Raw genomic sequence first — 22,516 nt, forward strand, 5'->3', positions numbered from 1 at the left:
TTCCGGGGCGGACGCTCGGCGGTAGCCGCTCCGATGGCCGGTAACTGGGAAGGATCGTTTGGCTTACACTTTGGCCATGGCCGTATACGTCGATCCTCCCCTGTGGCCTGCTCACGGGACGGTGTTTTCGCACCTCGTGTCCGACAAGTCCCTTGACGAGTTGCACGCGTTCGCGGCAGCCGCCGGAGTTCCGGAGAGGGCCTTTGACGGTGACCACTATGACGTACCTGAACGGCGCTACGATGACCTCATTGCTGCGGGGGCAATCCCTGTGGAAGCCCGGATCCTGGTCCGCAAACTTATCGCCAGCGGCCTTCGAATTCCTGCCCGGGAACGGAGCAAGGCTTTGACAGTGCCTCTGATGGAGCGTTGGAACAGCATCTACCCTGGGCACGAAGAACTGGGCCTGGAACTGCTGGAGCGTTGGGGCGAAGACGGCCGGAAATACCACAGCCGGACGCACTTGCTGGCTGTACTTGAAGCCTTGGATACGTTGACCGAACCCGCGCTGCCCGCCAGGACAGTGTCTTTGGCGGCCTGGTTCCACGACGCCGTGTATGAAGGCGTTGCGGGCCAGGATGAGGAGGACTCGGCACGTTTGGCCGAGGACCGGCTCTCTGCTGCCGGCTTGGCGCCCGACGATGTTGCTGAGGTGGCGCGCCTTGTCCGGCTGACCGCCACGCATAGCCCCGAACCCGGTGACCACGCCGGCGCACTCCTCTGCGACGCCGACCTCTCCGTCCTAGGTGGCGACGAACAGTCCTACGCACGGTATCTGGCCGCCGTCCGCGAAGACTACGCCCACGTCAGCGACGCCGATTTCGCCCAAGGGCGCGCCGCCGTCGTACGCCATTTGCTGTCCTTGGAACCGCTCTTCCACGGTGACCGTGCCAAAGCGCTGTGGGCCGACGCCGCCCATCGGAACCTGGTCTCCGAACTCGCATGAGCGAAGCCGGAGCGCCGCAGCGGCAACTTCCGTACTCAGTGCGGTTTGAATGGGGGCTCGACGGCGCCCGTGCAGTGGTGCCGCATGCTGACCTTGCGGTGGTTGTGGACGTCCTCTCGTTCACCACGTGCGTCAGCGTTGCGGTTGATCGTGGGGCGGCCGTTTTCCCCTACCCGATGAGGGACGCTGCTGCGAGCGAGTTCGCCGCACATCATCACGCTGCGTTGGCGGGGCCACGTGGTGGAGAGGGGTTGAGTTTGTCTCCGGCGAGCTTGCGTCATGCGCCGCACCTGGAGCGCGTGGTCCTGCCATCGCCCAACGGCTCGACGCTCAGCCATGAGCTCGCCAACTCAGCCCGGCAAGTAGTGGCTGTGTGCCTACGCAACGCGGCCGCGACCGCCGACTGGGTTCATGCGAACCTGCCGGATGACGCCGTAATAGCTGTCATCGCCGCAGGTGAGAAGTGGACCAATGGTTCGTTGCGGCCCGCTTTGGAGGACGAGCTAGGAGCAGGAGCCTTCATCGCCGGACTAGCAGGATCGGGGCGCCGTAACTTCTCACCGGAAGCCGGATCTGCGGCCGCGGCCTTCGACCCCGCCGAGCCCAACCTGGCCTCCGTGATGCGGGGCTGCTCAAGTGGTCGTGAACTGATCGATGGGGGCTTCATTGAGGACGTGGCAATCGCGGCCGAGTTGGATGGCAGCACGATGGTTGCCCTGCTGACGGATGGGTCTTTTCAGGGCATCCGTCCCACCGATTAGACGACTCGCTGCAGGCCAGACGGTAGGAATCGTCTGCCGCACTGCGAGTCGTCTAAATGGAGCGATCACCTCAGCGATAGGTACTGACGAACGGCTGGTTGGTCGGCACAATCTGCTTGCCGAGAGGCATGAGCGACACCGGGATCAGCTTCAGGTTGGCGATTGCCAGCGGTATCCCGATGATGGTGATGGCCATGGCGAAAGCAGTGACCACGTGGCCAATCGCTATCCAGATGCCCGCGACCAACAACCAAATCACGTTGCCCAAAAGCGCGAAGACACCCGTTCCGCCGGGCTTCTCCACCACCATCCGGCCAAACGGCCACAAGCAATAAGCGCCGATCCGGAACGAAGCGATGCCCCAAGGAATGGTCACAATGAGCACGCAACAGATAATGCCTGCCGCGAAATAGCCCAATGCCAACCAGAAACCACCGAAGACCAGCCAAATGATGTTGAGCAGCGTTTTCATAGTCTCAATTCTCCCTTGCCGGACCGACATTAAGCCTAGGGGTGTGCCCTGAATTGGCCCTGACTTTGCTAAGCCAGGAGCCCGTCCAGCTTGTCGAAGGACGTTCCCCAGCCCTCGCGGGTCATGTCAACCCATTCTTCGGATTCGAACGGTCCCTGCGTCATTACCAGGCGGGTCCGTCCGTCCAGGTCCTCGAACTCGAGGCGCATCTCGAGCTCATCGCTGCTGGATTCCTCGCCCGATTTCGCTGAGGCCACGAGAAGCGCCGGCGGGTTGAGCTCCGTGATGACAGCATCGATAGGACCTTCTTTGGTTTCATCGCCCTCCGTCCAGGTCATCACCACTTGCCACACGCCGCCAACGCGAGGGTCAATGACGATCTTCTCGCGCGGAGAATCAACCCCGGCCGGCCCGAACCACTTGGTCAGCTGATCTGGGTCCATCCAGGCGTCGAAGACGCGCTCACGGGGAGCATCGAACTCGCGGGTCATGGTCAGGGTGTGTTGTTCTGTGCTCATTGTGTGACTCCTGGTTTTCGTGTGGTCCGTTAGCTTGGTTCCCTGTTCCGTGCGGGTCCGTGTGTGGTTCCGTGTGTGGTTCCGTGTGTAAAGTCCAGTGGCGTGTTCCAGTGAATCGTGTCGTCGGGAGCGAGTCCAGGGTGTGCCAGTGCTAATTCGGATGCTCTCTCACATCATCACCCGATTTGTCCAACGTTCTCTCACATCATCACCCGAATTGCCCAACGTTCTCTCACATCATGAATCGTCGGAGACGTCGTGTCAGCCGCAGGACGTGAGAGAGGAACACACCAAAAACCGCAGGACGTGAGAGAAGAACACACCAAAAACCGCAGGACGTGAGAGAAGAACGCACCAAAACCCGCAGGACGTGAGAGAAGAACACACCAAAAACGGCAGGATGTGAGAGAAGAACGCACCAAAAACCGCAGGACGTGAGAGAACGTCAGGCTTTTGCAGCTTCCACGAATGCGCGGATCTTCGCCAGGTCCTTCACTCCCCGGGACGACTCCACACCCGAGGAAACGTCCACGCCCCACGCACCCGCCGCTGCGGCAGCGAAGGCCACGTTTCCGGGTTCGAGTCCGCCTGCGAGCAGCCACTCGCGGCCGCCGAGTCCCTTCGCCCGCACTGAGGCATAGTCCCAGGATTCTCCCGAACCCGGCACGGCCGCATCGATCAAGAGCAGATCCTCGCCCAGATCACTGAACTCGTCCGGAGCGGCACCCATGGTGACGGCCCGGATGAGCCGCATCCCGGCGTCGTGCACTGTTTTGACGTCCTCGGCAGTCCGGGTGCCGTGCAGCTGAACCCAGGTGAGTCCTGCGGCCCGGGCAACAGAAACGGCATCGGCGGCAGGCTCGTGCCGGAAAACAGCCACGGCCTTAACGTTTGCGGGGACCAGTGGCAGCAGGATACGCACCTGGTCCGGGGTGACTTCACGTGGGCTCGAAGTCAGCACGAAGCCGACGGCGTCCGCACCCGCGTCCACGGCAGTGCGCACGGATTCGGGCGTGCTCAAGCCGCACACTTTGACGAACATTCCGTGCCTCCAACCGTATTCCCACGTTTTCCACATATGACGTTAGCAAGCCATGCTGACAACGCAGAAGCTGTGTCCACCACTAGGCTGGTCGGATGGAGATCATCCGCTTTGCCGACATCCACCCCGAACCGTGGCGCAACGGAGGCGGGGTGACGCGCGAACTAGCCAGCCACCCGAAGGTCGCCTCGGCCCAGGACGGGGCTTGGGATTGGCGCGTGAGCATCGCCGATGTTTCCAAGGCCGGCGACTTCTCCAATTTTCCGGGCATGGAACGGGTCATCACCATCATTGACGGTGAGTTGCTCCTGCTGACCGTCGACGGCGAAGAGCACCCGCTGGAGAAGTATCGTCCGTTCCGTTTCTCCGGAGAGGCGGCATCGTCGGCCACGCTGCCCACCGGCGACATCCGGGACCTCAACGTCATCGCCCGCGCAAGTGCCTTCAAGGGGTACACGTCCATCGTCGAGATCTCCAAGAAACGCGCCCACCCTGTGTTCGAGGGACAGTTGGCCGTCCTCCTGGAAGGCAAGGCGACGGTCGCTCCTGGCACGGATCCGGAGGAAGGCGCCTCTGTGGAGGACGAGTCCGACGGCGCCAGCCCGGCGACCAGCGCGGCCGAACCGGTTGAGCTGAACCGCTACGACGCCGTGGTGGGCTCGGATACGCGCAGCCCTGAGATCTCGGGCCGGGGTTTTGTTGCCGTGATCTCCATCGACAAAGTGGACCCCGCGAACGTCTAGGCTGGTGACTTTCGCCACCCAAAGTGGCCAGGGCCTGCAGGAGTTGCTAGCCTGAAATGAAGGTTCCGCTCTGGAACCTCCGGACGACGGTTCAGTACCCGGCACGCGACAAGACTGGCCAAAGGATCTGTCATGTCGTGGTTAATTCTCATTCTCTCCGGAGCGCTCGAGACCGTTTGGGCTGCAGCCCTTCACCGCTCAAAGGGCTTCCGCAAGCCAGTCCCCACTGTCATTTTCCTGGTAAGTGTCATCGCCAGCACCGGCGGCCTCGCGATCGCCATGCAATCCATTCCCACGGGTACGGCGTATGCGGTGTGGGTGGGTGTCGGCGTCCTCCTGACGTCGGCTTACGCCATGGTCACCAAGGTGGAACGCGCGACGACGGCCCGGCTGCTGCTGCTCGCAGGTATCGGCGCGTGCGTGGTTGGCCTGAAGGTGGTGGCGTAGGCATGGCTGCAACAACGACCACCCGGAATTCTGCGAAGAACGGCCTCTTCTGGCTGGTTCTCCTTGCCTCCGCCGTCCTCGAAGCCGTGTGGGCCACAGCTCTGGGACTCTCCAACGGCTTCACCCAGCTCGCACCGACGATGGTCTTCGCTGTCACCGCGCTGCTGAGCATGTTCGGTTTGGGCATAGCCGTGAAGCGCATCCCCCTCGGCACGGCCTACGCGGTATGGGTGGGCATCGGTGCGGCGCTCACTGTTGGCTGGGCCATGCTCAGCGGCGTCGAACCCGCCAGCCCGTTGAAGCTGTTCTTCATCGCCGGAATCGTGGGTTGTGCTGCCGGTTTGAAGGCGCTGCCGTCCGACAAACCCCAGGCGTCCGCCGAGTAGCCAGCACTCCTCCACGCTCCTTCCCAGTTGCCTCCCCCGGCACCCCTGGTCCAGCAGCAGAAACCCCGCAATCACGGGGGCGGGCAAGCAGGCGGGCCGGGTGCTACTCGGACCAACTGGGAAGGAGCGTCGGCCACACCCGGAGAACCAGCAGGAATACCCAAGCCCGCGGCGGGGTTCACGCCAACAAAGGGCAGTTCGAATACCAACACGCATGGGAGAAGTTCATGACTGCAGTTCAACTCGGCGATGGCCTTACTGTCAGCCCCCTTGGCTTTGGCGGCATGGCCCTGACACCGGTCTACGGGGGGAATCGACCCCGCTGAAGCCCTGCAAACCCTGAGGCATGCGGTGGATGCGGGAATCACCTTCATCGATACCGCAGATGTTTACGGCGCCGGAAGCAACGAGGAGTTGGTGGGCCAGCTCCTGAAAGGCCGGCGTGACGAGGTCCAATTGGCCACGAAGTTCGGGATAGAGGGCAACGCCGCGAACGGGTACACGGGAGTTCGCGGCGATGCGCCCTACGTCAGGCAGGCAGCAGAAGCGAGCCTGCGCCGCCTGGACACTGACGTCATTGACCTCTATTACCTGCACCGCCGTGACCTCCGCGTTCCGATAGTGGAAACCGTGGAGGCCATGGCGGAGCTGGTCCGTGAGGGCAAAGTTCGCCACCTCGGCCTGTCTGAGGTGACAGCCGAGGAGCTTCGGCAGGCCAACGCCGTCCATCCCATTGCCGCGGTCCAGAGTGAATGGTCAATCTGGAGCAGGGATGTTGAGCAAAACGTTGTTCCTGCAGCGAAGGAACTCGGTGTTGGCTTTGTGCCCTATTCGCCGCTCGGCCGCGGGTTCCTCACGGGAACCATTAGCGCGAGCGACTTGGGCGAAAACGACTTCCGCCACAAGATTCCCCGCTTTGGTGACGAGGCACTCGATGCGAACCAGGCCGTCGTGGCCGCGGTTCGTGAAGTAGCCGATGACCTGGGTGCAACTCCTGCCCAGGTAGCACTGGCCTGGCTGTTCACCCAGGGCAAGCGCCTTGGGCTGCCGGTGGTCCCCATCCCCGGTACGCGCAAAACGCACCGCATCGACGAGAACCTTGGCGCGCTGTCCCTGCAACTGGGAACAGCGCAACTTGATGTGCTCGACCAAGCCGCGGACGCCGTCGTGGGTTCACGTTCTGCGGACCCCAACTGGGTGTCGCAAGGCCGCGAAGCCAACACGACCACTGCATAGACTAAGCCGATGGATTCGCTTATTCACTCATCGCGTGACGTCACCATACGGAGCATCTCCGTCAGCGAGATGAACAACAACGTGTATCTGCTGACCTCGAAGTCCACAGGCGTGCAGCTGTTGATCGACGCCGCCGATGACCTTCCAGCCATTCAGGTACTCCTGAAGGACAGCGAAGCGGATACTTCCGAAGTGCCGAAGCTGGTCCGAATCGCCACTACCCACCAGCATTGGGACCACATCCGCGCCTTGGGTGAGTTGGTGTCCGCGACCGGCGCCAGCACTTCTGCAGGAGCGGACGACGCCGATGCGCTGCCCGTTCCGGTGGATGTCCGGCTTGGTCACGGCGACGTCGAGCGGTTCGGCGACTTCGAGATCACGACGGTCCACCTCCGCGGACACACCCCTGGTTCCATCGCTTTCGTTTACCAGGATCCGGACGGGCCGGCCCACATTTTCAGTGGAGACTCGTTGTTTCCGGGAGGCGTCGGCAACACACAGGGCGATCCTTCACGTTTCACTTCACTGTTGAACGACGTGAAAGAGCGGCTGTTCGACGTTTATCCGGACGAGACCGTGGTGCACCCGGGCCATGGATTGCCCACGACCCTGGGCGCCGAGCGGCCACACCTTGAGGAGTGGCGCGCCCGAGGCTGGTGAGCCATGCGTTGCGGGGACTTAGCGGCCGCGACGCTCGTTCGACGCGGGAGCCGAGGCGCGACGCGGGCCACTGCGTGCCGGACGACCCGCGCCGGAGCCCCCACGAGCGGAGTTGCCGGAGGCACCCGAACCGTAGGATCCACCGGACGTAGCTCCCGTAGCGGAAGACCATACGGCCTTGTTTCCGCTGGTACGGGTGCTCGTGGTGGAAGCCGTGCGCGGAGCCGAGGCAGAGCGCTGGCCACCGGCAGCAGCACGCTGCCCGGAAGCGGGACGACCACTGCGGCCCGCCCTGACCCTGGGAGCCGGGAACGTCGTTGCGGTGAGTTGCGCCAGCCTTGCCGCGACCACGTGAGCTGCGGGCGACGTCGTCGTTCATTGCTGCGCGACGATCGGCGCGGTTGACGTCCGTGCGAACCGGCTCAGCTGCCACCTTGCCGCGTCCGCCGCGGCCGCCACGGCCACCCGCGGTGGGAGCCGCCTGGCCGCCGGTCCGGCGTGCGCGCTTGCGCTGGGCGTTGGCGCCAGTGGACGTGCCGCCACCCTGCGGGGCTTTCGCTGCGAGAAGGGCCGCACGGGTGCGGGGGTCGACCTTGTCCGCGATGTCGCCCACGAGCTCGGCGACAAGCGGGGAGTTGGCCGTGACGCGCTCGAACGATACGTCCACGCCGGCAGCCTTCATGAGCTTCTTGACGTCGCTCTGCTGCTCCGGGAGTGTCAGCGTTACAACGGTGCCATCGGAACCAGCACGGGCCGTGCGGCCTGAGCGGTGGAGGTATGCCTTGTGCTCTGTGGGCGGGTCAACGTGGATGACGAGTTCGACATCGTCAACGTGCACGCCGCGGGCTGCGACGTCGGTGGCCACCAGTACGCGAACGTCACCGTTGGAGAACTCGGCCAGGTTGCGGTCGCGGGCGTTCTGCGACAGGTTGCCGTGAAGATCGACGGCGGGGATGCCGGCGTCGGTGAGGGTCTTGGCAAGCTTGCGGGCGTGGTGCTTGGTCCGCATGAACAGGACGCGGCGTCCGGCGCCGGAGGCCAGTTCGACGATGAGTTGCTTCTTGACGGTCTGGTCGTTGACTACCAGGACGTGGTGTTCCATGGTGGTGACGGCAGCCTGCGGGTCATCCACGGAGTGGGTGAGCGGGTTGGAGAGGTAACGGTTGACCAGCTTGTCAACACCGTTGTCCAACGTCGCGGAGAAGAGCAGGCGCTGACCCTGGGTGGGGGTCATGTCCATGAGCTTCTTGACCACCGGAAGGAAGCCGAGGTCGGCCATGTGGTCTGCCTCGTCCAGCACGGTGACCTCGACGGCCTCAAGGGTCAGGATGCGCTGGCGGATCAGGTCTTCGAGACGGCCCGGGCAGGCAATGACGATGTCGACGCCGGCGCGCAGCGCCTTTTCCTGGCGTGCCTGGGAGATGCCGCCGTAGATCACCGTGGTGTTCAGGCCCATGGCCTTGGCCAGCGGCTCGATGGTGGCGTTGATCTGTGTTGCGAGTTCACGCGTCGGAGCAAGGACGAGGCCCATCGGGCGGCCCGGCTTGCGGAAGTGCTTGGCTTCACGCTCGGCCAGGCGGGCCACAAGCGGGATGGCGAAAGCGATGGTCTTGCCGGAGCCGGTGCGGCCACGGCCCAGGACGTCGCGGCCTGCGAGCGTATCCGGGAGGGTCTTCACCTGGATGGGGAATGCCTCTTCGATGCCGTCTGCGGCGAGGGATTCAGCAATGGCCTTGGGCGTGCCAAGGGCAGCAAAAGTAGTCATTTACTAATGTCTTTCGGGCGGTGTCCAGTTGCGGACATCGGCCCCCGACGCCGGTTGGGCCAGGGGTTCGCCGAGGAAAAGTCAGGTGGTCTACCGGTTCGCTGCTGGAGCGTTGGCCGGGACCAAATGGAACGCGTTCATCGACGCAGGATGTGCCTCTCACATGAAAAATGCCCCGTCACGTAGCCTTTTGGGCCACCTGCTTCAGGGCGTCACCGCACATCAAGTGTCCCCAGTCTAGCAGTGTTCGGCGTCGAGCCCCGCATCGGGCTAGTTATGCGTACGTCCGGCTACTTATGCAGCGAGGGCTCAGGTTGGGCTTCCCGCGTTGTGGAGGCGTCCGCCCGGGTGGCGACCCGTGGCGCCATGACGAGCCCGACGACGGCGATCACCGCCGTCAGTGCGAAGACCCCCGCAAACGGGTTCGTCGTCGTAAATGCTGCGAAGACGAGTCCCGTGGCAGCGAGGGCCAGGGCGCCTCCCAGGGAATCGGAGATGGACATCGCTGCGCTGTTGAAGCCCTGGTTATCGGGAGTCGAGAGAGCCAACGTCATGACGCTCAGGCGTGGGTACATGAGCCCCATGCCCCCGCCGGCAAGGATCCAGCCTCCAATGGCAATGGCCGCCGGCAGCGCCAATGCCGCAGTCACCAGGGCCAGCACGATTGCCACCAGCACCAGCGCGGCACCAATTTTCACCGCAAGGGCATCGGGCAGCTTGGAACCCAACCGGGCCTTGGAGGGCAGACGCCCCTGCCCATGCGAGCGCAGCGCCGGTCAGTGTGAGCCCGGCAAACGTCGGCGTGAAAGCGTACTGTTCGGTCAGCAGGTACGGCAGGTAGACCTCGGCACCGAAAAACGCTGCCGACGCCAAACCGCGGGTGAGGATCACGCTGGGAAGGCCGCGGCGGGCGACCAGCGTTCCGCGCGGGACCAAGGGCCGTACCGCCACCACGGCAAGGACAAGCGCGACGACGGCAATCACCCCGCCCACGCCCGGCACCTCTGCTGACAGGTTCAGCGCGAGGACGGTCAGGGCGGCCAGCGCCGCCCAGCCCATGCGTCCGAAAGCCCACGGCACAGTTTCGGTGACGGGCTCCGAGGTCATTCCCCGCACAGCGGGCACCACCATCAGCAGTGCCGGAACAACAAGCCCCACCACGCCCAGGAATACCCAGTGCCAGCTGCTGAGCTGTGCAACGATGCCAGCGGCGAACGGGCCCACGAGTGAAGGGATCACCCAGGATGCGGCAAACGCGGCGAAGATTTTGGGATGCAGAGTCGGCGGGTAGACGCGGGCCACCAACACATACAGGGCAACGGTCATGGCACCGCCACCGAGTCCCTGCACGAGGCGCCCCAGCACCAGGACCTCCATGCTTCCGGCTGTTCCTGCGATCAACAGGCCGGCGACGAACAGTGCCACCGACGCGTACAACGGTGCCGCCGGACCCCGGCGATCCGACCAATTACCTGCTCCGACCATGCCCATCACACCGGTCGCCAAGGGGCCGGCGAAGGCCAGCGCGTAAAGGGTGGCTCCGTCCAGGTCGCGGCTGACGAGCGGCATGATGGTGGTTACCGCCAGGGACTCGAAGGCGCTGAGGAAAACGAGCGCACAAGCACCAACGGTAGCCAGCAGGTATGGACGGCGGAGTATCCCGGCCGTTGAGGTATCAGAGGTCATGGACGCTACCCTAGAACCTCAACTAATGTTGAGGTCAATCCACCACGACCACCACCGGAGGACCAGCCATGCCACAAGTTCCCGGCAGCGCCCACCGGCCCCTGAGCATTGGCGAGCTTTCCGAGCGGAGTGGAGTATCGCCGTCGGCCCTTCACTTCTACGAACGAAATGGGCTCATCACGGCTGAACGCACGGCCGGAAACCAGCGGCGGTACCGGCGTGAAACGCTGCGGCGGGTGGCTTTCATCAAAACATCGCAAAGAGTTGGCCTTCCTCTGAAGGACATCCGGGAGGCGCTGGACTCCCTGCCGGACGGACGGACGCCCACCAAGCGGGACTGGACACGGTTGTCGTCGCGGTGGCGCAAGGAACTCGACGAACGGATTGCTGCGCTGCAACACCTGCGGAACGATCTGGATGGCTGCATCGGTTGCGGTTGCCTGAGCCTGAAATCGTGCACGCTTCAGAATCCAGCCGACGAGCTGGGGGCGACCGGGGCAGGAGCGCAACGCTGGAACCTGTCCGGCCAGCAGCATTAGATGATCGCCGTCATGACATTCCATCCCACTCCCACCTGCACGCGCGGCGAATATCCCCCGAAGCCCTGCCCTGGGTAGAGCCACAGGGTCCCGCTGGCGTCGCGGGCCAGGATGTCCGGCACGTCGTCGCTGTCGAAGTCGCCCGGCGTGACGATTGCAGACATGACGTTCCACTCAATGCCAACCAGCAGCGGCTGATGCCAGCCGCCCGTGCCGTCCGGTTCGTAAAGGAACAGAGTTCCCCACGTATCCCGGGCAAGGACATCGCGCCCTGGCGAACGCAGGTTTCCCGGCCCCATGATGGCTGTCATCACGTTCCAGCCGGTTCCCACCTTCGATCTGGGAAGCCAACTGCCTGAGCCGTTCCCCGGATACAGCCAGAGGTCACCAGCACTGTCCCGGGCAAGGACATCGGCTTTTCCATCGTCATCGAAATCGCCTGGGGCCACGACGGCGGTCATCGCGTTCCAGCCAACGCCGACTTTGGAGCGGGGCAGCCAATCAGCATTGCCGTCGCCCGGATACAGCCACAAATCACCGGCCTCGTCGCGTGCCAGGACGTCCGGTTTGCCGTCACCGTCAAAGTCGCCTGAGGCCATCAACAGGTTCATGATGTTCCAACCGGAGCCAACCTGTGAACGGGGCAGCCAGCCTTTATTGCCGTTTCCGGGGTACAGCCACAGGCCGCCGGCGGAGTCCCTCGCCAGAACATCCGTGGCGCCGTCAGAGTTGTAGTCTTTCCACACATTCTCCGGCTGTCCCGTACTAACAGCCACGACGTAATCGCCCTGGTTGCCAGGAACGACGTACCCCATGGAGCCGTCCGGAACGATGACAAGTTGACGTGGAAGCAACCCGTCATCCAGGTTGATGACGCCCGCAGGCTTGAGCGTCGGCAAGCTGAGGACATTGATGCTGTGGCCAAGCACATAGAGTCGTCGGCCATCCGGGCTGGCCTGGACCGTGAGGGGCCCCATGTTCATGACCGGGCCTTCAGAGAGGCTGACCGGCGTCAGTGAATTCCCTTGAAGATCGACTTCAGCCACGTAATAGTCATTGGGGCGCTGGTCCACCACGAAGGCCCGTGAACCATCGGGGGTGAAACTTGGTGCGGTGGCCACGGACTGGGTCACCACTTCCCCGATCACAGTATTCGTGGTGACGCCTGCGATGGCGATCCCGCCTTCGAGCTTGGGATAGTACAGCTTGGATCCGTCCGGAGACATGGATCCTCCGGTTGACGTCCCGCCGAGCGGAATGGTGCTGGTCACGGTGTTCGTCGACGTCTCGATGGCGGAAACCGACTGGTCCAGCAGATTCAGTGCGAAGACCTTGGCCCCATCCGGCGTCACAAGTACCTGGGTTGGCTCGCGACCAACGGGAATCGAGGAAGCCACGGACGCCGTAGCCATATCGATGACCGCAACCGATCCCGGCGTCGAGCCCGTGTCCGCCGGCGTCCCATACACAGCCGCGTAAACGCTGGACGCGTCGGGAGTAAATGCGAGGCTGAAGACCGGGCCGTCCACCGGTATGTCCACGACCGTTATGGCGGCGGTGTCCACGACAGTCAGGAAGTGCTCCTGGGACTCGCTTGTTGCCAGGTAAACCTTGGCGCCGTCCGGGCTGACCTTCATGGCAGTAACATCCCGGACATCGATGCTGGCAGTCACGGTGCTGGTGGCAACGTCGATAGTGGCGAACGCCCCGGAGCCGGACACTGTGAACAGCTTGCGGCCGTCCGGACTCGCCTCAGCAAAGTTGGGGCTGGGAACCTCGATCCTGTAAGGCGTCCCGAAAGTCGCCATGGGTGCGACGGTTGGCACGGTGGCTGCCGCGACGGCGTCGGGCTTTAGCGGATTGGCCTGGGCCGGTAACCCTGAAGCCATAAGCGTTAAGGCCGCCGCCAAAGCCACAAAGGCAGCACGCGCAGTGAATGTAGGCGTCCCGAACATCATGAATCCCCCGTTTCATGCGCCACTGACTTGTGTCCGGCGCTTGGCTCAAACGCTAGTCACCATCAAATGGAAAAACCAGATCATTTTGTTCGTATGTGTGTTTTGCCGAAGCAGCAACGGGCGTTGCCTTTCGTAGCCTGCTCACGGCACGCTTGGCTTATGGCTGAACACACTCACGACGGCGGCACTCCCCACCCCACGGACGGCACCTCCGGCAGCACCCTTGGCAGCACACACGAGAACGCCCATCAGGACACTGACCACAGTGGACCGCGGCATGGCGGGCTCAACCTCCACGAGGACGCCGACAACGCCGCTGACATGTGGGACGGCATGTACAAGGAGCGTCCAAAGGTCTGGAGCGGAAATCCGAATCCCCAGTTGGTCGCCGAAGTGGCCGGCCTCCGCGCCGGAACGGCCCTGGACCTTGGCTGCGGCGAAGGTGCAGACGCCATCTGGCTCGCCGGGCAAGGCTGGACGGTCACCGGAATGGATGTATCGGCCGTCGCGCTTGAACGGGCCGCAGCCCACGCATCGGAGTCGGGTTACGCCGACCGGATTACCTGGCAGCAGCAGGACCTTGCCGAATGGAAGCCGGAACCCATTTTTGACCTCGTATCAGCACAATTCCTCCACAGCCCCCTCCTGCCGTGGCGCGACTCCGTGGCTTCCGCGGCAGCGGCTGTGGCTCCGGGCGGGACGTTGCTGGTGGTCGGACATCACCCTCATGGGCTCGCTCCGTGGAGCCACCACCGTGAAACAGGCATGTTCTTCTCGCCGGAACAGTTGGCTGGAGCGCTTCGCCTGGACCGCGAGCCGTGGTTCGTCAACGTCCTTACTTCGCGGGAACGCACCATCACCGGCCCAGAAGGCGGGACGGCTACTGTTTTGGACACCGTCCTGCGGGCCACGAAGCACCCCTGATACTGGCGGAACCGGCACCCCAGGCCGGCCACGCCGTCGTCGTGGGCTGGGGTTTGGGCGTGAACTCGACCAACAAACTTACGCCGTTTCCGGCAGCAGTTCCCCGTACGGTGCCACCACTGTCCCTGTGGCGGTCGAGTCCGGGTTCAGCATCCAGCCAACCCGTTTGGCCGTATTCAACATGACCACACTCTCCACGAGTTCGATGCCCGGGATCCGCTGCTGGATGGCGAGTTCCATCTCCATGATCTCGGCCAGCGACCGAAGCCACATGATCATGGTGAAGTTGGTGCGTCCGGTGGTGGACGCCGAGAACCTGACATTCCGGACCGAACGCAGTTCCGTCGCGGCGGCTTCGTGTTGGCCCGCCGGAACGTTTGCAAACCACTGAACGGTGATGGGGAAACCGGAGAATTTTTGGGCGATCTCACAGCGGAAGGAGAGCATCCTGCTGCTCAGCACCCGCCCCAACTGGCGTTGCACCGTGGCGGGATGGCGCCCCAGAGCCCGCGCAATCTCAGCAGCGGAAGCACGTCCGTCACGGGAAAGGAACGGGATGAGGGCCAGATGGCTCTCCGGTAGCGGCACGACGATGACGTCGGGAGCCGACGGGTTGGCTGATTCAGGCCCCGCCAGTGCCCGGAGCGCCTGCTGTTCCCCCTTCGTGAGCACATTCAGCCGCCACGCATAGCCACTGGTGTGGATGCGTGTACACAGCGACGTGTGGTACTTGGTGAGCCCCCGGACTTCCTTGAGCCGCGGCAGCAGGCTGGTGCTGAACTGATCGAGGTCCTGGGTGATGACCGTGAGTGTGAGGTCGCGGTTGCTGGCCGCTTCTTCGACGGTGATGACCTCGGGGAGCTCTGCCAGGGCTGCCGTGACCTGCGGCCGGAGATCCATTTCGCAGTCGATGTCCACCATGGCAAGGCACATGTTCTTCGGATCGCCCATGAGATGCGCAGTGGTCCATGCCGCACCGGCAGCCTTCAGGCGGTCCCACCGCGCGGCCAAGGTTGTGGCGTGGACGCCCAGGACTTCGCCGGCGTCGGACCAGCTGATGCGGGGCGAAATCTGCAGGGCATTGACGAGGCGTAAATCCTCTTCACTGAGTTCCATGAGTTCATTCTCGCAAACAGTGCATGAATCCTGCGTTTCTGGGCCTTTCGTGCATTTTTATAGATGTTTTCAGAATTGTGAGTTCAGTCACCACAGAATTGCAGGAAGAACCTATACCCCCAGCACGAGCAGGAGAACACATGACCATCGCCGCCGACGCCAAGGAACTCCAGGACGACATCGTCCGCCTCCGCCACGACCTCCACCGCGAACCGGAGATCGGCCTGCAACTCCCCCGTACCCAGGAAAAAGTACTGAAGGCACTCGACGGACTCCCGTACGAGATCACCTTGGGCAAGGACACGACGTCGGTCACCGCGGTCCTGCGCGGTGGCGCTGCTTACGCGTCAGCCGAGAAGCCCGTGGTGTTGTTGCGCGCAGACATGGACGGCCTTCCGGTCCAGGAAACCACCGGCGTTGACTACACCTCCCGTGTCGATGGCGCGATGCACGCCTGTGGCCACGACCTCCACACGTCCATGCTCGCCGGAGCAGCTACCCTCCTGGCTGAACGTCGTGATCAGCTGGCCGGCGACGTCGTCCTCATGTTCCAGCCCGGCGAAGAAGGCTTTGACGGCGCCAGCTACATGATCAACGAAGGTGTCCTGGACGCTGCCGGCCGACGCGCTGATACGGCCTACGGCATGCACGTCTTCTCCTCACTGGAACCGCACGGCCAGTTCGTCACCAAGAACGGTGTGATGCTCAGTTCCTCGGACGGACTCGTGGTGACTGTGCTTGGCGCCGGCGGGCATGGCTCCGCACCCCATTCAGCCAAGGACCCCGTGACCGCAGCAGCGGAAATGGTCACCGCCCTCCAGGTCATGGTGACCCGCCAGTTCAACATGTTCGATCCCGTTGTCCTCACCGTCGGCGTGCTTCACGCCGGAACCAAGCGGAACGTGATCCCGGAGACCGCCCGCATCGAAGCCACCATCAGGACCTTCTCCGAAGAGTCCCGGCAGAAGATGATGGAGGTAGTACCCAAGCTGCTCCAAGGCATCGCTGCAGCCCACGGTTTGGAGGTTGATGTGGATTACCAACAGGAATACCCCCTCACCATCAACGACGAGGACGAAACGAACACCGCGGAGAAGGTCATCGCCGGCATGTTCGGCGAGTCCCGGCTGACCCGGATGGCAACTCCCCTGGGTGGTTCCGAGGACTTCTCCCGCGTCCTGGCCGAGGTTCCGGGAACCTTCGTCGGACTCAGTGCCGTTACCCCCGGCGCCGACCACGCGACGTCGCCCTTCAACCACTCGCCGTACGCGACGTTCGACGACGGCGTCCTCACCGACGGCGCTGCCCTCTACGCCGAACTCGCCGTATCCCGCATCGCGACCCTCGCCGCCAACTAACTCCCAGCCCTACCCCACCTTGGAGAAACACATGACCGCCACCGTTGGAACGTCCACCGAAGTCAAGGTCCACAAATCCCACCTGCGAACGCTCGTAGGAACAGGCATTGGCAACGCCGTTGAATGGTACGACTGGGCCATCTACGCCACGTTCTCGCCGTTCATCGCGAGCGCACTGTTCAGCCAGGCAGACCCAACATCAGCTGTGCTGTCCACCTTGGCGATCTTCGCCGTCGGGTTCGTTGCCCGGCCGTTCGGCGGTTTCCTGTTCGGCTGGATCGGCGACCGCATCGGCCGCAAGACGTCCATGACGGTAGCTGTTGCCCTCGGCGCTCTCGGCAGCCTCCTCATCGGCATCGCTCCGACGTTCCAGGCTGTGGGCGCGTTCGCATCCGTGATGCTCCTGCTCGCCAGGCTCATCCAGGGCCTTGCCCACGGTGGTGAGCTGCCGTCGTCGCAAACGTACCTGTCCGAGATGGCACCCAAGGAAAAGCGCGGCTTCTGGGCGACGCTCATCTACACGTCCGGCACCGCCGGCATTCTGGCCGGAACTCTGCTCGGCGCGATCCTCACGGCTGTCCTGACCAAGGACGACATGAGCGCATGGGGTTGGCGCATTCCGTTCCTCATCGGTGGTGCACTGGGCGTCTACGCGCTGTTCATGCGGGCCAAGATGAAGGAAACCCACGCATTCGAGGCCGAGACGCCCAAGGAAAAGCGCCTGCCGATGTGGCCGCAGATCGTCAAGTACCGCAAGCAGGCACTGCAGGTCATCGGCCTGACGGTTGGCCTCACGGTGGTCTACTACATCTGGGGTGTCGTGGCACCGAGCTACGCAGCCACCACGTTGAAGATGGACCGCGGTGCAGCGCTCTGGGCCGGCGTGATCGCCAATGTCGTCTTCATCGCCGCACTCCCGTTCTGGGGCAAGTTGTCGGACCGCATTGGCCGCAAGCCTGTGCTGATCGGCTCGTCCATCGGTGCCATGCTCATGCACTTCCCCATGACGTGGCTGCTCAAGGATTCCCCGTGGCAGCTGACCGTGTCCATGTCCGTGATGCTGTTCTTCATTGCTGGTAGCGCGTCGATTGTCCCGGCCGTCTACGCCGAACTGTTCCCGACGCACATCCGCACTGTTGGCGTCGGCGTCCCGTACTCCATCTGCGTGGCTGCCTTCGGTGGCACTGCTCCGTACCTCCAGACCTGGCTGGCCAGCATTGGCCAGGGTTACCTGTTCAACGTGTACGCAGTGATCCTGCTGGTGATCGGCATCGCGTTCGCCTTCTCGATCCCCGAGACCAAGGGCAAGGACCTAACCCACTAGGTTCTCCCAACTATGTCGCAGCAGATGCCGTTTTGAGCGCTCAAAACGGCATCTGCTGCGACTTACTTGGGTTAAACGAACTTGTCGCGGCCTGCCCGGTAGCCGAAGAAGGCAGCCAGCGCTCCGACCACAAGGAACAGGATTCCGGCGGCCGCGAATCCGCCCGTGGCTTGGTGGAGCTGCCCCACCAGCAGCGTTCCCACCGATCCCACTCCGTAGCCGACCCCCTGCATCATCCCGGACAGGTGCGCGGCAGTATGCGCATCGCGGGTGCGGACCATGATCATCGTGAGGGCAACAGCCGTGAGCGAGCCCTGGCCGAGGCCCAGCAGTCCGGTCCAGATCCAGATCAGCCCAGTCGGTCCGAAGATGCTGAGGGCGAAGCCACCGCCGGTCATCAGTGCCACCACGGTGTTGATCACCCTCTGATCCTTGAACCGCGTGGCCAGGGCAGGGGCGAAAAGTGAACCGAGCATCTGAAGCACGATCGACACCGACACAATCAGCCCGGCCGTTCCGCCATCGACGCCCCGGTCCCTCAGGATCGGCGCCAGCCACGCGAACACGCTGAACGACATCATGGCCTGCAGCACCATGAACAGCGTGACCTGCCAGGCCACGCCCGACCGCCACACGTTCACGCCGCCGCGGACCGCCTGGTGCCGAACGGCGTGCTGCCGGACGGCCAGCGGAAGGAAGAGCAACAGCACGACGCCGGCAGGCACCGCCCAGGACCACAGCGCCGAAGTCCACTGGCCGGTTGCCGTAAAAACCGGATACGTGAACCCGGCACCAAGAGCCGCGGACGCGCAGATCGCCGTGGTGTACAGGCCGCCCATGAGCCCGAGCCGGCGCGGGAAGTCTCTCTTGACCACGCCCGGTAGGAGTACGTTGCAGATGGCGATGGCGGCTCCGCAGGCAGCCGTTCCGGCGAGGAGTGCTGGAAGGTGCCCGGCTCCCGGGACCTCCATTGGCCTGAGCAAGAGTCCCGCCGTGAGAACAGCCATCGCACCGAGCAGTACCCGTTCTGCCCCGAACCGCCTCGCCAGTACAGGGGCCAGGGGTGCGAAAACGCCCAACAATGTCACGGGAACGGTGGTAAGGACCACCACCGCCCAGCCCGGCAGTCCGGCGTCGGACGTTATTTCCGGGAGGACAGCCGAGAAACTCGAGAAGACCGTCCGCAGGTTCAGGCCGATCAGGACCAGACAGATGCCGAGGTAGATCAGGCCCCTCTTGGAGCGGAGCTGCGTAGGTGGGGCGGGCGGGACGTCGTCGATCTCGGCATCCACGGCGATTTCGGGGCGAAGGGCCTGGTAGCGGATCGGTTCTGCCTGGCCGCTTGTATCTGCGACGCCTGGCCTGTTCGAGGAGGTCACACGTCCTATTCTGTCAGCCGTGTCCGATCTGCTGCCCAAGAGCGTGATGTGACCGCGACGGCCTCGTCTGGGCCAGCCATCCGCCCACCGGAACCCAAGTATTCTGGAATGGATGAGTGAAACCCCAGATTCCCCGCGCCCAGTCACGCCCGGCAGCCAGGCGTCCTTCGGAACCTACGGCGGCCGGCCGGTCAGTTTCGTGCGCCGCGGCACCCGTTTGCAGGGCCGCAGGCAGGCCGCGTGGGAGGAGCACGCCGAGCGTTGGGCCGTCCAGGTTCCGCGTCACGTCGCCAACACTTCAGTCCACCCCGATTACACGTTCGACGCCGAGGCAGTGTTTGGGCGCAAAGCTCCCCTGATCGTCGAGATCGGTTCGGGTTTGGGTGACGCCGTGGTCCATGCCGCCGAACAGAATCCGGACAAGGACTTCCTGGCTGTCGAGGTTTACACGCCGGGCCTGGCCAACACCATCATCAAGATCAACAGCCGTGGCCTGACCAATGTGCGCGTGGTGGAAGCCAATGCGCCCGAAGTCTTGGAGTCGATGCTTCCTGCCGGTTCGGTCAGCGAGCTCTGGGTATTCTTCCCCGATCCATGGCACAAGGCACGCCACCATAAGCGCCGCCTCATCCAGCCGGCTTTCGCTTCCGTGGCCGCCAAGGCGCTGGAAAAAGGTGGCTACTGGCGCATTGCGACCGACTGGTCCAACTACGCCGTACACGTCCGTGAGGTTCTTGCAGACTCAACGGAATTTGAGAACATGCACGAAGGCGAGCGCAGGGGCGAGGAGAGCCCTCTGACGCAAGTGTGGCAGTCCGGCGTCGAGTCTGTTGTGGGAGGGGCGCCGGTCCGGGAAGGCCGGGCACCTGTCAGCACTGAGCATACGGGGCCGAACGAGGGCGTGGACGAGGAAGGCGGCTGGGCCCCCAGGTTCGAGGGCCGTATCCGCACAAGCTTTGAAAACAAAGCCCACGAGGCCGGGCGTATGATTTTCGACCTCACGTATCGCAAGATCTAGCGCACGGACTTTGGGGGAAATATGAGCTATCAGCCACCGGTTGAGTACTACCAGCAGCAACGGTCCAGGACACCGGGGTTGGGTGCGGGCATCACAAGCATCGTCTCCGCGATCCTCTCGCCGATTGCCGCAGTGGTCAGCATTCCATTGGGCGTCGCCGCCGTCGCTTCGGCGATGAGCCGCTACAACCCGGGCAACGACGTCTGGGTCTGGTGGTTCAGTGCGCTCATTCTGGGGCTGGTTGCCGTGATCCTTGCCATTGTGTCCGTCGTCAGTGGCCTGATCGCCGTGTTTCGGGCCGGGCGCATGAATGCCGGCCGCATCACGGGGATCATCGGACTGGCGATCATGGCGGTCAATGTTTTTGGCGTTGCCTTCATGGTGCTCCTGGTGCTTGGTTCAGGGCAGGGGTCCTGAATGCCACAGGTCCGCGCCGAGCGGTTCGTCCGTTTGGATCCCGAAACAGCCTTCGCACTCTCGCAGACCACTGGTGAATTCAGGCTCAGATGGGATCCGTTCATTTCGGCCCAAAGCTTCGTGGACGGAGCCAAGGCAGCAGGCAAGGGAGTCCGCACACGAACCGTGTCCCGTATGGGACTGAAAATGGTCAGCGAGTACGTCTCCTACGTCCCTCCCCGAAACGTAGGAATGACCATGGTGTCCGGGCCTTGGTTCTTCGAGAACTTCGGCGGCGGCTGGCGGTTTACCCCCGACGACGGCGGCACCCGGGCGATCTGGAAGTACACCTTTTCCTGCCGCCCGGCTTGGGTGAAGCCCGTGGCCGAGAGAATCGGGAGCTGGTTGTTGGGCCGCGAAATCGAGCGCCGGATCGAAGCATTTGCACGGGCATGCGAAGACCCAGCCCTCGTCACCGAGCTGCGGGCAAACCTGCTGCACTGAGACCTACCGCACTGAGATCTACGGCACCGATATTGAGGCCACTGTCTTTTCGGCCTCATCCCGAAGTTCCACTCCGGCTATACCGCCAAGCTGCACGGGCGTAGCGCCAGTGATCTTGATGCGGCCACTCGGCGTTGCCGTCCAGCCGCAGGTGCGCTCTTCCGCCCCGTCCCGGCCCTTCACCCAGAGGTAGAGCGTTCCTTCGAGCGGCATGCTCTTGCCTTCGACCTCAAGCTGGGTGCCCCAGGTCTTCTTGACCATGCCCACTGTCAGCTGCAGCCCTGTTTCGGACTGGACCGAGTAGCTGGCATCGGGTTTTGGTGGTTGGTTCAGCAGCGGGCCCGCAAGGAAGCCAAGTGCCAGGCATGCAGCGGCGACCGCCCCCACGAAAGCCGCCCACCGCCGTCGTGATTTCTTCCTGCGTGCCGCAAGGTCAACCAGGATCTTCTGCGGCAATGCTTCCCGGCCCGGCTCCAAGGGTGAGAGGGCACCGGCGGTACCCGCCACGGTGAGTGCGACGGCGTCGGAGGCAGGAACGGCGTCGAGCAGGGCGGGGAGGCTTTCCAACTCCTCGAGTTCGCGCCGGCAGGCAGCACATCCGGCGAGGTGCTCTTCAAAAGAGCGGGCCTCGTCGGGGTCGAGCCCTCCCAGCAGGTAGGCGCCCAGCAATTGGTGGACGGGGTTGCCGTTCATCGTTCCACCCCCATTTCATCAAGGATCGTTCGGAGGGCTTTCACAGCATAGAAAGCCCTGGATTTCACAGTTCCGGCAGGTATGTTCAGCTGCAGCGCTGCCTCAGTGACGGTGAACCGCTGGTAGTGCAGGGCCACAAGGACCTCGCGGTGTTCGTGGCTGAGCCTCAGGAGCGCCTCTTCCATGAGGACTCGGTTCAGGAGCTCATCAACGCGTTCCGTCGCAACATGGTCTGGAAAGTCGTGCTCGCCTGCCTCAACAGGGCGCCTCTGGGCCTTCCTGTAGTTGTCGATGATGACGTTGCGGGCAGTCCGGAAGAGGTAGCTGCGCAGACTGCCCGTGATCTCCGGCGCGTGCTGCCACACCTTGAGGATGGTTTCCTGCACGACGTCGTCTGCTTGGTGCGTGTCCGAGGTGCAGCTAAGCACAAAGCGTTTCAGGGCCGTGCCGTGATCGCGGTAGATTGCCGCCACCACGTCCTCGTCCAACGGCATAGCCACCTCCTCCGCCTTGTTTCCTGCTGCCCTACCCCCATACGACGCCACGTGCAGCGAAAAGGTTCAGTTCCTTGAACCATTCTTCCCCCGCCTGCGTCGTAGGGGTTAGCGCCGACCCATTCCGGCCGGCCCGTCAAAGGAGCTAAAG

General features: G+C 63.6%; 21 protein-coding genes, 3 pseudogenes and 1 riboswitch. Of the genes and pseudogenes, 14 read left to right on the top strand and 10 right to left on the bottom strand.

Features of this window, described 5'->3' with window-relative positions:
* Window positions 1–76: 76 nt before the first annotated feature.
* Window positions 77–946 (top strand): DUF4031 domain-containing protein, encoded by an 870-nt coding sequence (locus tag LDP01_RS11110; RefSeq protein WP_224089107.1) that lies wholly within the window; start codon window positions 77–79, stop codon window positions 944–946.
* Complete coding sequence (locus LDP01_RS11115; protein WP_224089109.1) at window positions 943–1,707, top strand: 2-phosphosulfolactate phosphatase; 765 nt, start codon at window positions 943–945, stop codon at window positions 1,705–1,707. Before LDP01_RS11110 ends, LDP01_RS11115 begins: the two co-directional genes overlap by 4 nt.
* A gap of 70 nt (window positions 1,708–1,777) precedes the next feature.
* On the opposite strand, the gene LDP01_RS11120 is transcribed toward LDP01_RS11115, so the two are convergent.
* The 3 genes from LDP01_RS11120 to LDP01_RS11130 all read right to left on the bottom strand — a co-directional run bounded on the left by LDP01_RS11120 (window position 1,778) and on the right by LDP01_RS11130 (window position 3,739).
* The gene (locus LDP01_RS11120) at window positions 1,778–2,179 is read right to left on the bottom strand and encodes a YccF domain-containing protein (RefSeq protein WP_216926600.1); all 402 of its coding nucleotides are present in this window, start codon (window positions 2,177–2,179) and stop codon (window positions 1,778–1,780) included.
* A 68-nt stretch (window positions 2,180–2,247) separates the two neighbouring features.
* Window positions 2,248–2,697, bottom strand: a complete 450-nt coding sequence (locus LDP01_RS11125) for an SRPBCC family protein (RefSeq protein WP_224089111.1) — start codon at window positions 2,695–2,697, stop codon at window positions 2,248–2,250.
* Between the two features lie 445 nt (window positions 2,698–3,142).
* Window positions 3,143–3,739: a phosphoribosylanthranilate isomerase gene (locus LDP01_RS11130; RefSeq protein ID WP_224089113.1), complete on the bottom strand. Its 597-nt coding sequence runs from the start codon at window positions 3,737–3,739 to the stop codon at window positions 3,143–3,145.
* Between the two features lie 95 nt (window positions 3,740–3,834).
* Between LDP01_RS11130 and LDP01_RS11135 the strand changes: the two genes are divergently transcribed.
* From LDP01_RS11135 to LDP01_RS11155, 5 genes and pseudogenes are all read left to right on the top strand, one after another.
* Entirely contained in the window at window positions 3,835–4,482 is a 648-nt protein-coding gene (locus LDP01_RS11135; RefSeq protein ID WP_224089115.1) for a HutD/Ves family protein, read from the top strand.
* Between the two features lie 57 nt (window positions 4,483–4,539).
* Window positions 4,540–4,605: riboswitch (guanidine-III (ykkC-III) riboswitch) on the top strand.
* 9 nt (window positions 4,606–4,614) lie between these two features.
* Complete coding sequence (locus tag LDP01_RS11140; protein WP_224089117.1) at window positions 4,615–4,929, top strand: DMT family transporter; 315 nt, start codon at window positions 4,615–4,617, stop codon at window positions 4,927–4,929.
* Window positions 4,930–4,931: 2 nt separating this feature from the next.
* On the top strand, window positions 4,932–5,315 hold the full coding sequence (locus LDP01_RS11145; protein ID WP_224089120.1) for a DMT family transporter: 384 nt from the start codon (window positions 4,932–4,934) through the stop codon (window positions 5,313–5,315).
* Window positions 5,316–5,542: 227 nt separating this feature from the next.
* Window positions 5,543–6,551, top strand: a pseudogene (locus tag LDP01_RS11150) (aldo/keto reductase).
* A gap of 9 nt (window positions 6,552–6,560) precedes the next feature.
* Window positions 6,561–7,211 (top strand): MBL fold metallo-hydrolase, encoded by a 651-nt coding sequence (locus LDP01_RS11155; RefSeq protein WP_224089123.1) that lies wholly within the window; start codon window positions 6,561–6,563, stop codon window positions 7,209–7,211.
* An 18-nt stretch (window positions 7,212–7,229) separates the two neighbouring features.
* On the opposite strand, the pseudogene LDP01_RS11160 reads toward LDP01_RS11155, so the two are convergent.
* Both LDP01_RS11160 and LDP01_RS11165 read right to left on the bottom strand, forming a co-directional pair.
* Window positions 7,230–8,976: pseudogene (locus tag LDP01_RS11160) on the bottom strand (DEAD/DEAH box helicase).
* A gap of 290 nt (window positions 8,977–9,266) precedes the next feature.
* A pseudogene (locus LDP01_RS11165) lies at window positions 9,267–10,662 on the bottom strand (MFS transporter).
* A gap of 68 nt (window positions 10,663–10,730) precedes the next feature.
* Here LDP01_RS11165 and soxR point away from each other — a divergent pair.
* Window positions 10,731–11,201, top strand: a complete 471-nt coding sequence (gene soxR / locus LDP01_RS11170; protein ID WP_224089125.1) for a redox-sensitive transcriptional activator SoxR — start codon at window positions 10,731–10,733, stop codon at window positions 11,199–11,201.
* Here the strand turns inward: soxR and LDP01_RS11175 are convergent.
* Complete coding sequence (locus LDP01_RS11175; RefSeq protein ID WP_224089127.1) at window positions 11,198–13,159, bottom strand: FG-GAP-like repeat-containing protein; 1,962 nt, start codon at window positions 13,157–13,159, stop codon at window positions 11,198–11,200. The two genes, soxR and LDP01_RS11175, sit on opposite strands and share 4 nt — an antisense overlap.
* A 321-nt stretch (window positions 13,160–13,480) precedes the next feature.
* On the opposite strand from LDP01_RS11175, the gene LDP01_RS11180 reads away from it, so the two are divergent.
* Window positions 13,481–14,083 carry an SAM-dependent methyltransferase gene (locus LDP01_RS11180; protein WP_527249068.1) on the top strand — a complete coding sequence of 201 codons (603 nt, stop codon included), beginning with the start codon at window positions 13,481–13,483 and terminating at the stop codon, window positions 14,081–14,083.
* A 78-nt stretch (window positions 14,084–14,161) separates the two neighbouring features.
* Here the strand turns inward: LDP01_RS11180 and LDP01_RS11185 are convergent, their stop codons facing one another.
* Window positions 14,162–15,199 carry an Lrp/AsnC family transcriptional regulator gene (locus LDP01_RS11185; RefSeq protein ID WP_224089131.1) on the bottom strand — a complete coding sequence of 346 codons (1,038 nt, stop codon included), beginning with the start codon at window positions 15,197–15,199 and terminating at the stop codon, window positions 14,162–14,164.
* 140 nt (window positions 15,200–15,339) lie between these two features.
* On the opposite strand from LDP01_RS11185, the gene LDP01_RS11190 reads away from it, so the two are divergent.
* Window positions 15,340–16,557: a M20 metallopeptidase family protein gene (locus tag LDP01_RS11190; protein WP_224089133.1), complete on the top strand. Its 1,218-nt coding sequence runs from the start codon at window positions 15,340–15,342 to the stop codon at window positions 16,555–16,557.
* A 31-nt stretch (window positions 16,558–16,588) separates the two neighbouring features.
* On the top strand, window positions 16,589–17,881 hold the full coding sequence (locus LDP01_RS11195) for an MFS transporter (protein ID WP_224089135.1): 1,293 nt from the start codon (window positions 16,589–16,591) through the stop codon (window positions 17,879–17,881).
* A gap of 71 nt (window positions 17,882–17,952) precedes the next feature.
* Here LDP01_RS11195 and LDP01_RS11200 read toward each other — a convergent pair whose 3' ends face one another.
* Entirely contained in the window at window positions 17,953–19,206 is a 1,254-nt protein-coding gene (locus LDP01_RS11200; RefSeq protein ID WP_224091170.1) for an MFS transporter, read from the bottom strand.
* A gap of 166 nt (window positions 19,207–19,372) precedes the next feature.
* On the opposite strand from LDP01_RS11200, the gene trmB reads away from it, so the two are divergent.
* From trmB to LDP01_RS11215, 3 genes are read left to right on the top strand one after another with little or no spacing between them, the layout of a single operon-like run.
* Window positions 19,373–20,278 carry a tRNA (guanosine(46)-N7)-methyltransferase TrmB gene (gene trmB / locus LDP01_RS11205; RefSeq protein WP_224089137.1) on the top strand — a complete coding sequence of 302 codons (906 nt, stop codon included), beginning with the start codon at window positions 19,373–19,375 and terminating at the stop codon, window positions 20,276–20,278.
* 21 nt (window positions 20,279–20,299) lie between these two features.
* Window positions 20,300–20,695 carry a hypothetical protein gene (locus LDP01_RS11210; protein WP_224089139.1) on the top strand — a complete coding sequence of 132 codons (396 nt, stop codon included), beginning with the start codon at window positions 20,300–20,302 and terminating at the stop codon, window positions 20,693–20,695.
* On the top strand, window positions 20,696–21,178 hold the full coding sequence (locus LDP01_RS11215; protein WP_224089141.1) for a type II toxin-antitoxin system RatA family toxin: 483 nt from the start codon (window positions 20,696–20,698) through the stop codon (window positions 21,176–21,178).
* Between the two features lie 18 nt (window positions 21,179–21,196).
* On the opposite strand, the gene LDP01_RS11220 is transcribed toward LDP01_RS11215, so the two are convergent.
* On the bottom strand, window positions 21,197–21,871 hold the full coding sequence (locus LDP01_RS11220) for an anti-sigma factor family protein (RefSeq protein WP_224089144.1): 675 nt from the start codon (window positions 21,869–21,871) through the stop codon (window positions 21,197–21,199).
* Complete coding sequence (locus LDP01_RS11225; protein WP_224089146.1) at window positions 21,868–22,365, bottom strand: sigma-70 family RNA polymerase sigma factor; 498 nt, start codon at window positions 22,363–22,365, stop codon at window positions 21,868–21,870. Before LDP01_RS11225 ends, LDP01_RS11220 begins: the two co-directional genes overlap by 4 nt.
* Window positions 22,366–22,516 lie beyond the last annotated feature (151 nt).

The sequence above is a fragment of the Arthrobacter sp. StoSoilB13 genome (assembly GCF_019977255.1).
In the GTDB taxonomy this organism is placed as follows: domain Bacteria; phylum Actinomycetota; class Actinomycetes; order Actinomycetales; family Micrococcaceae; genus Arthrobacter.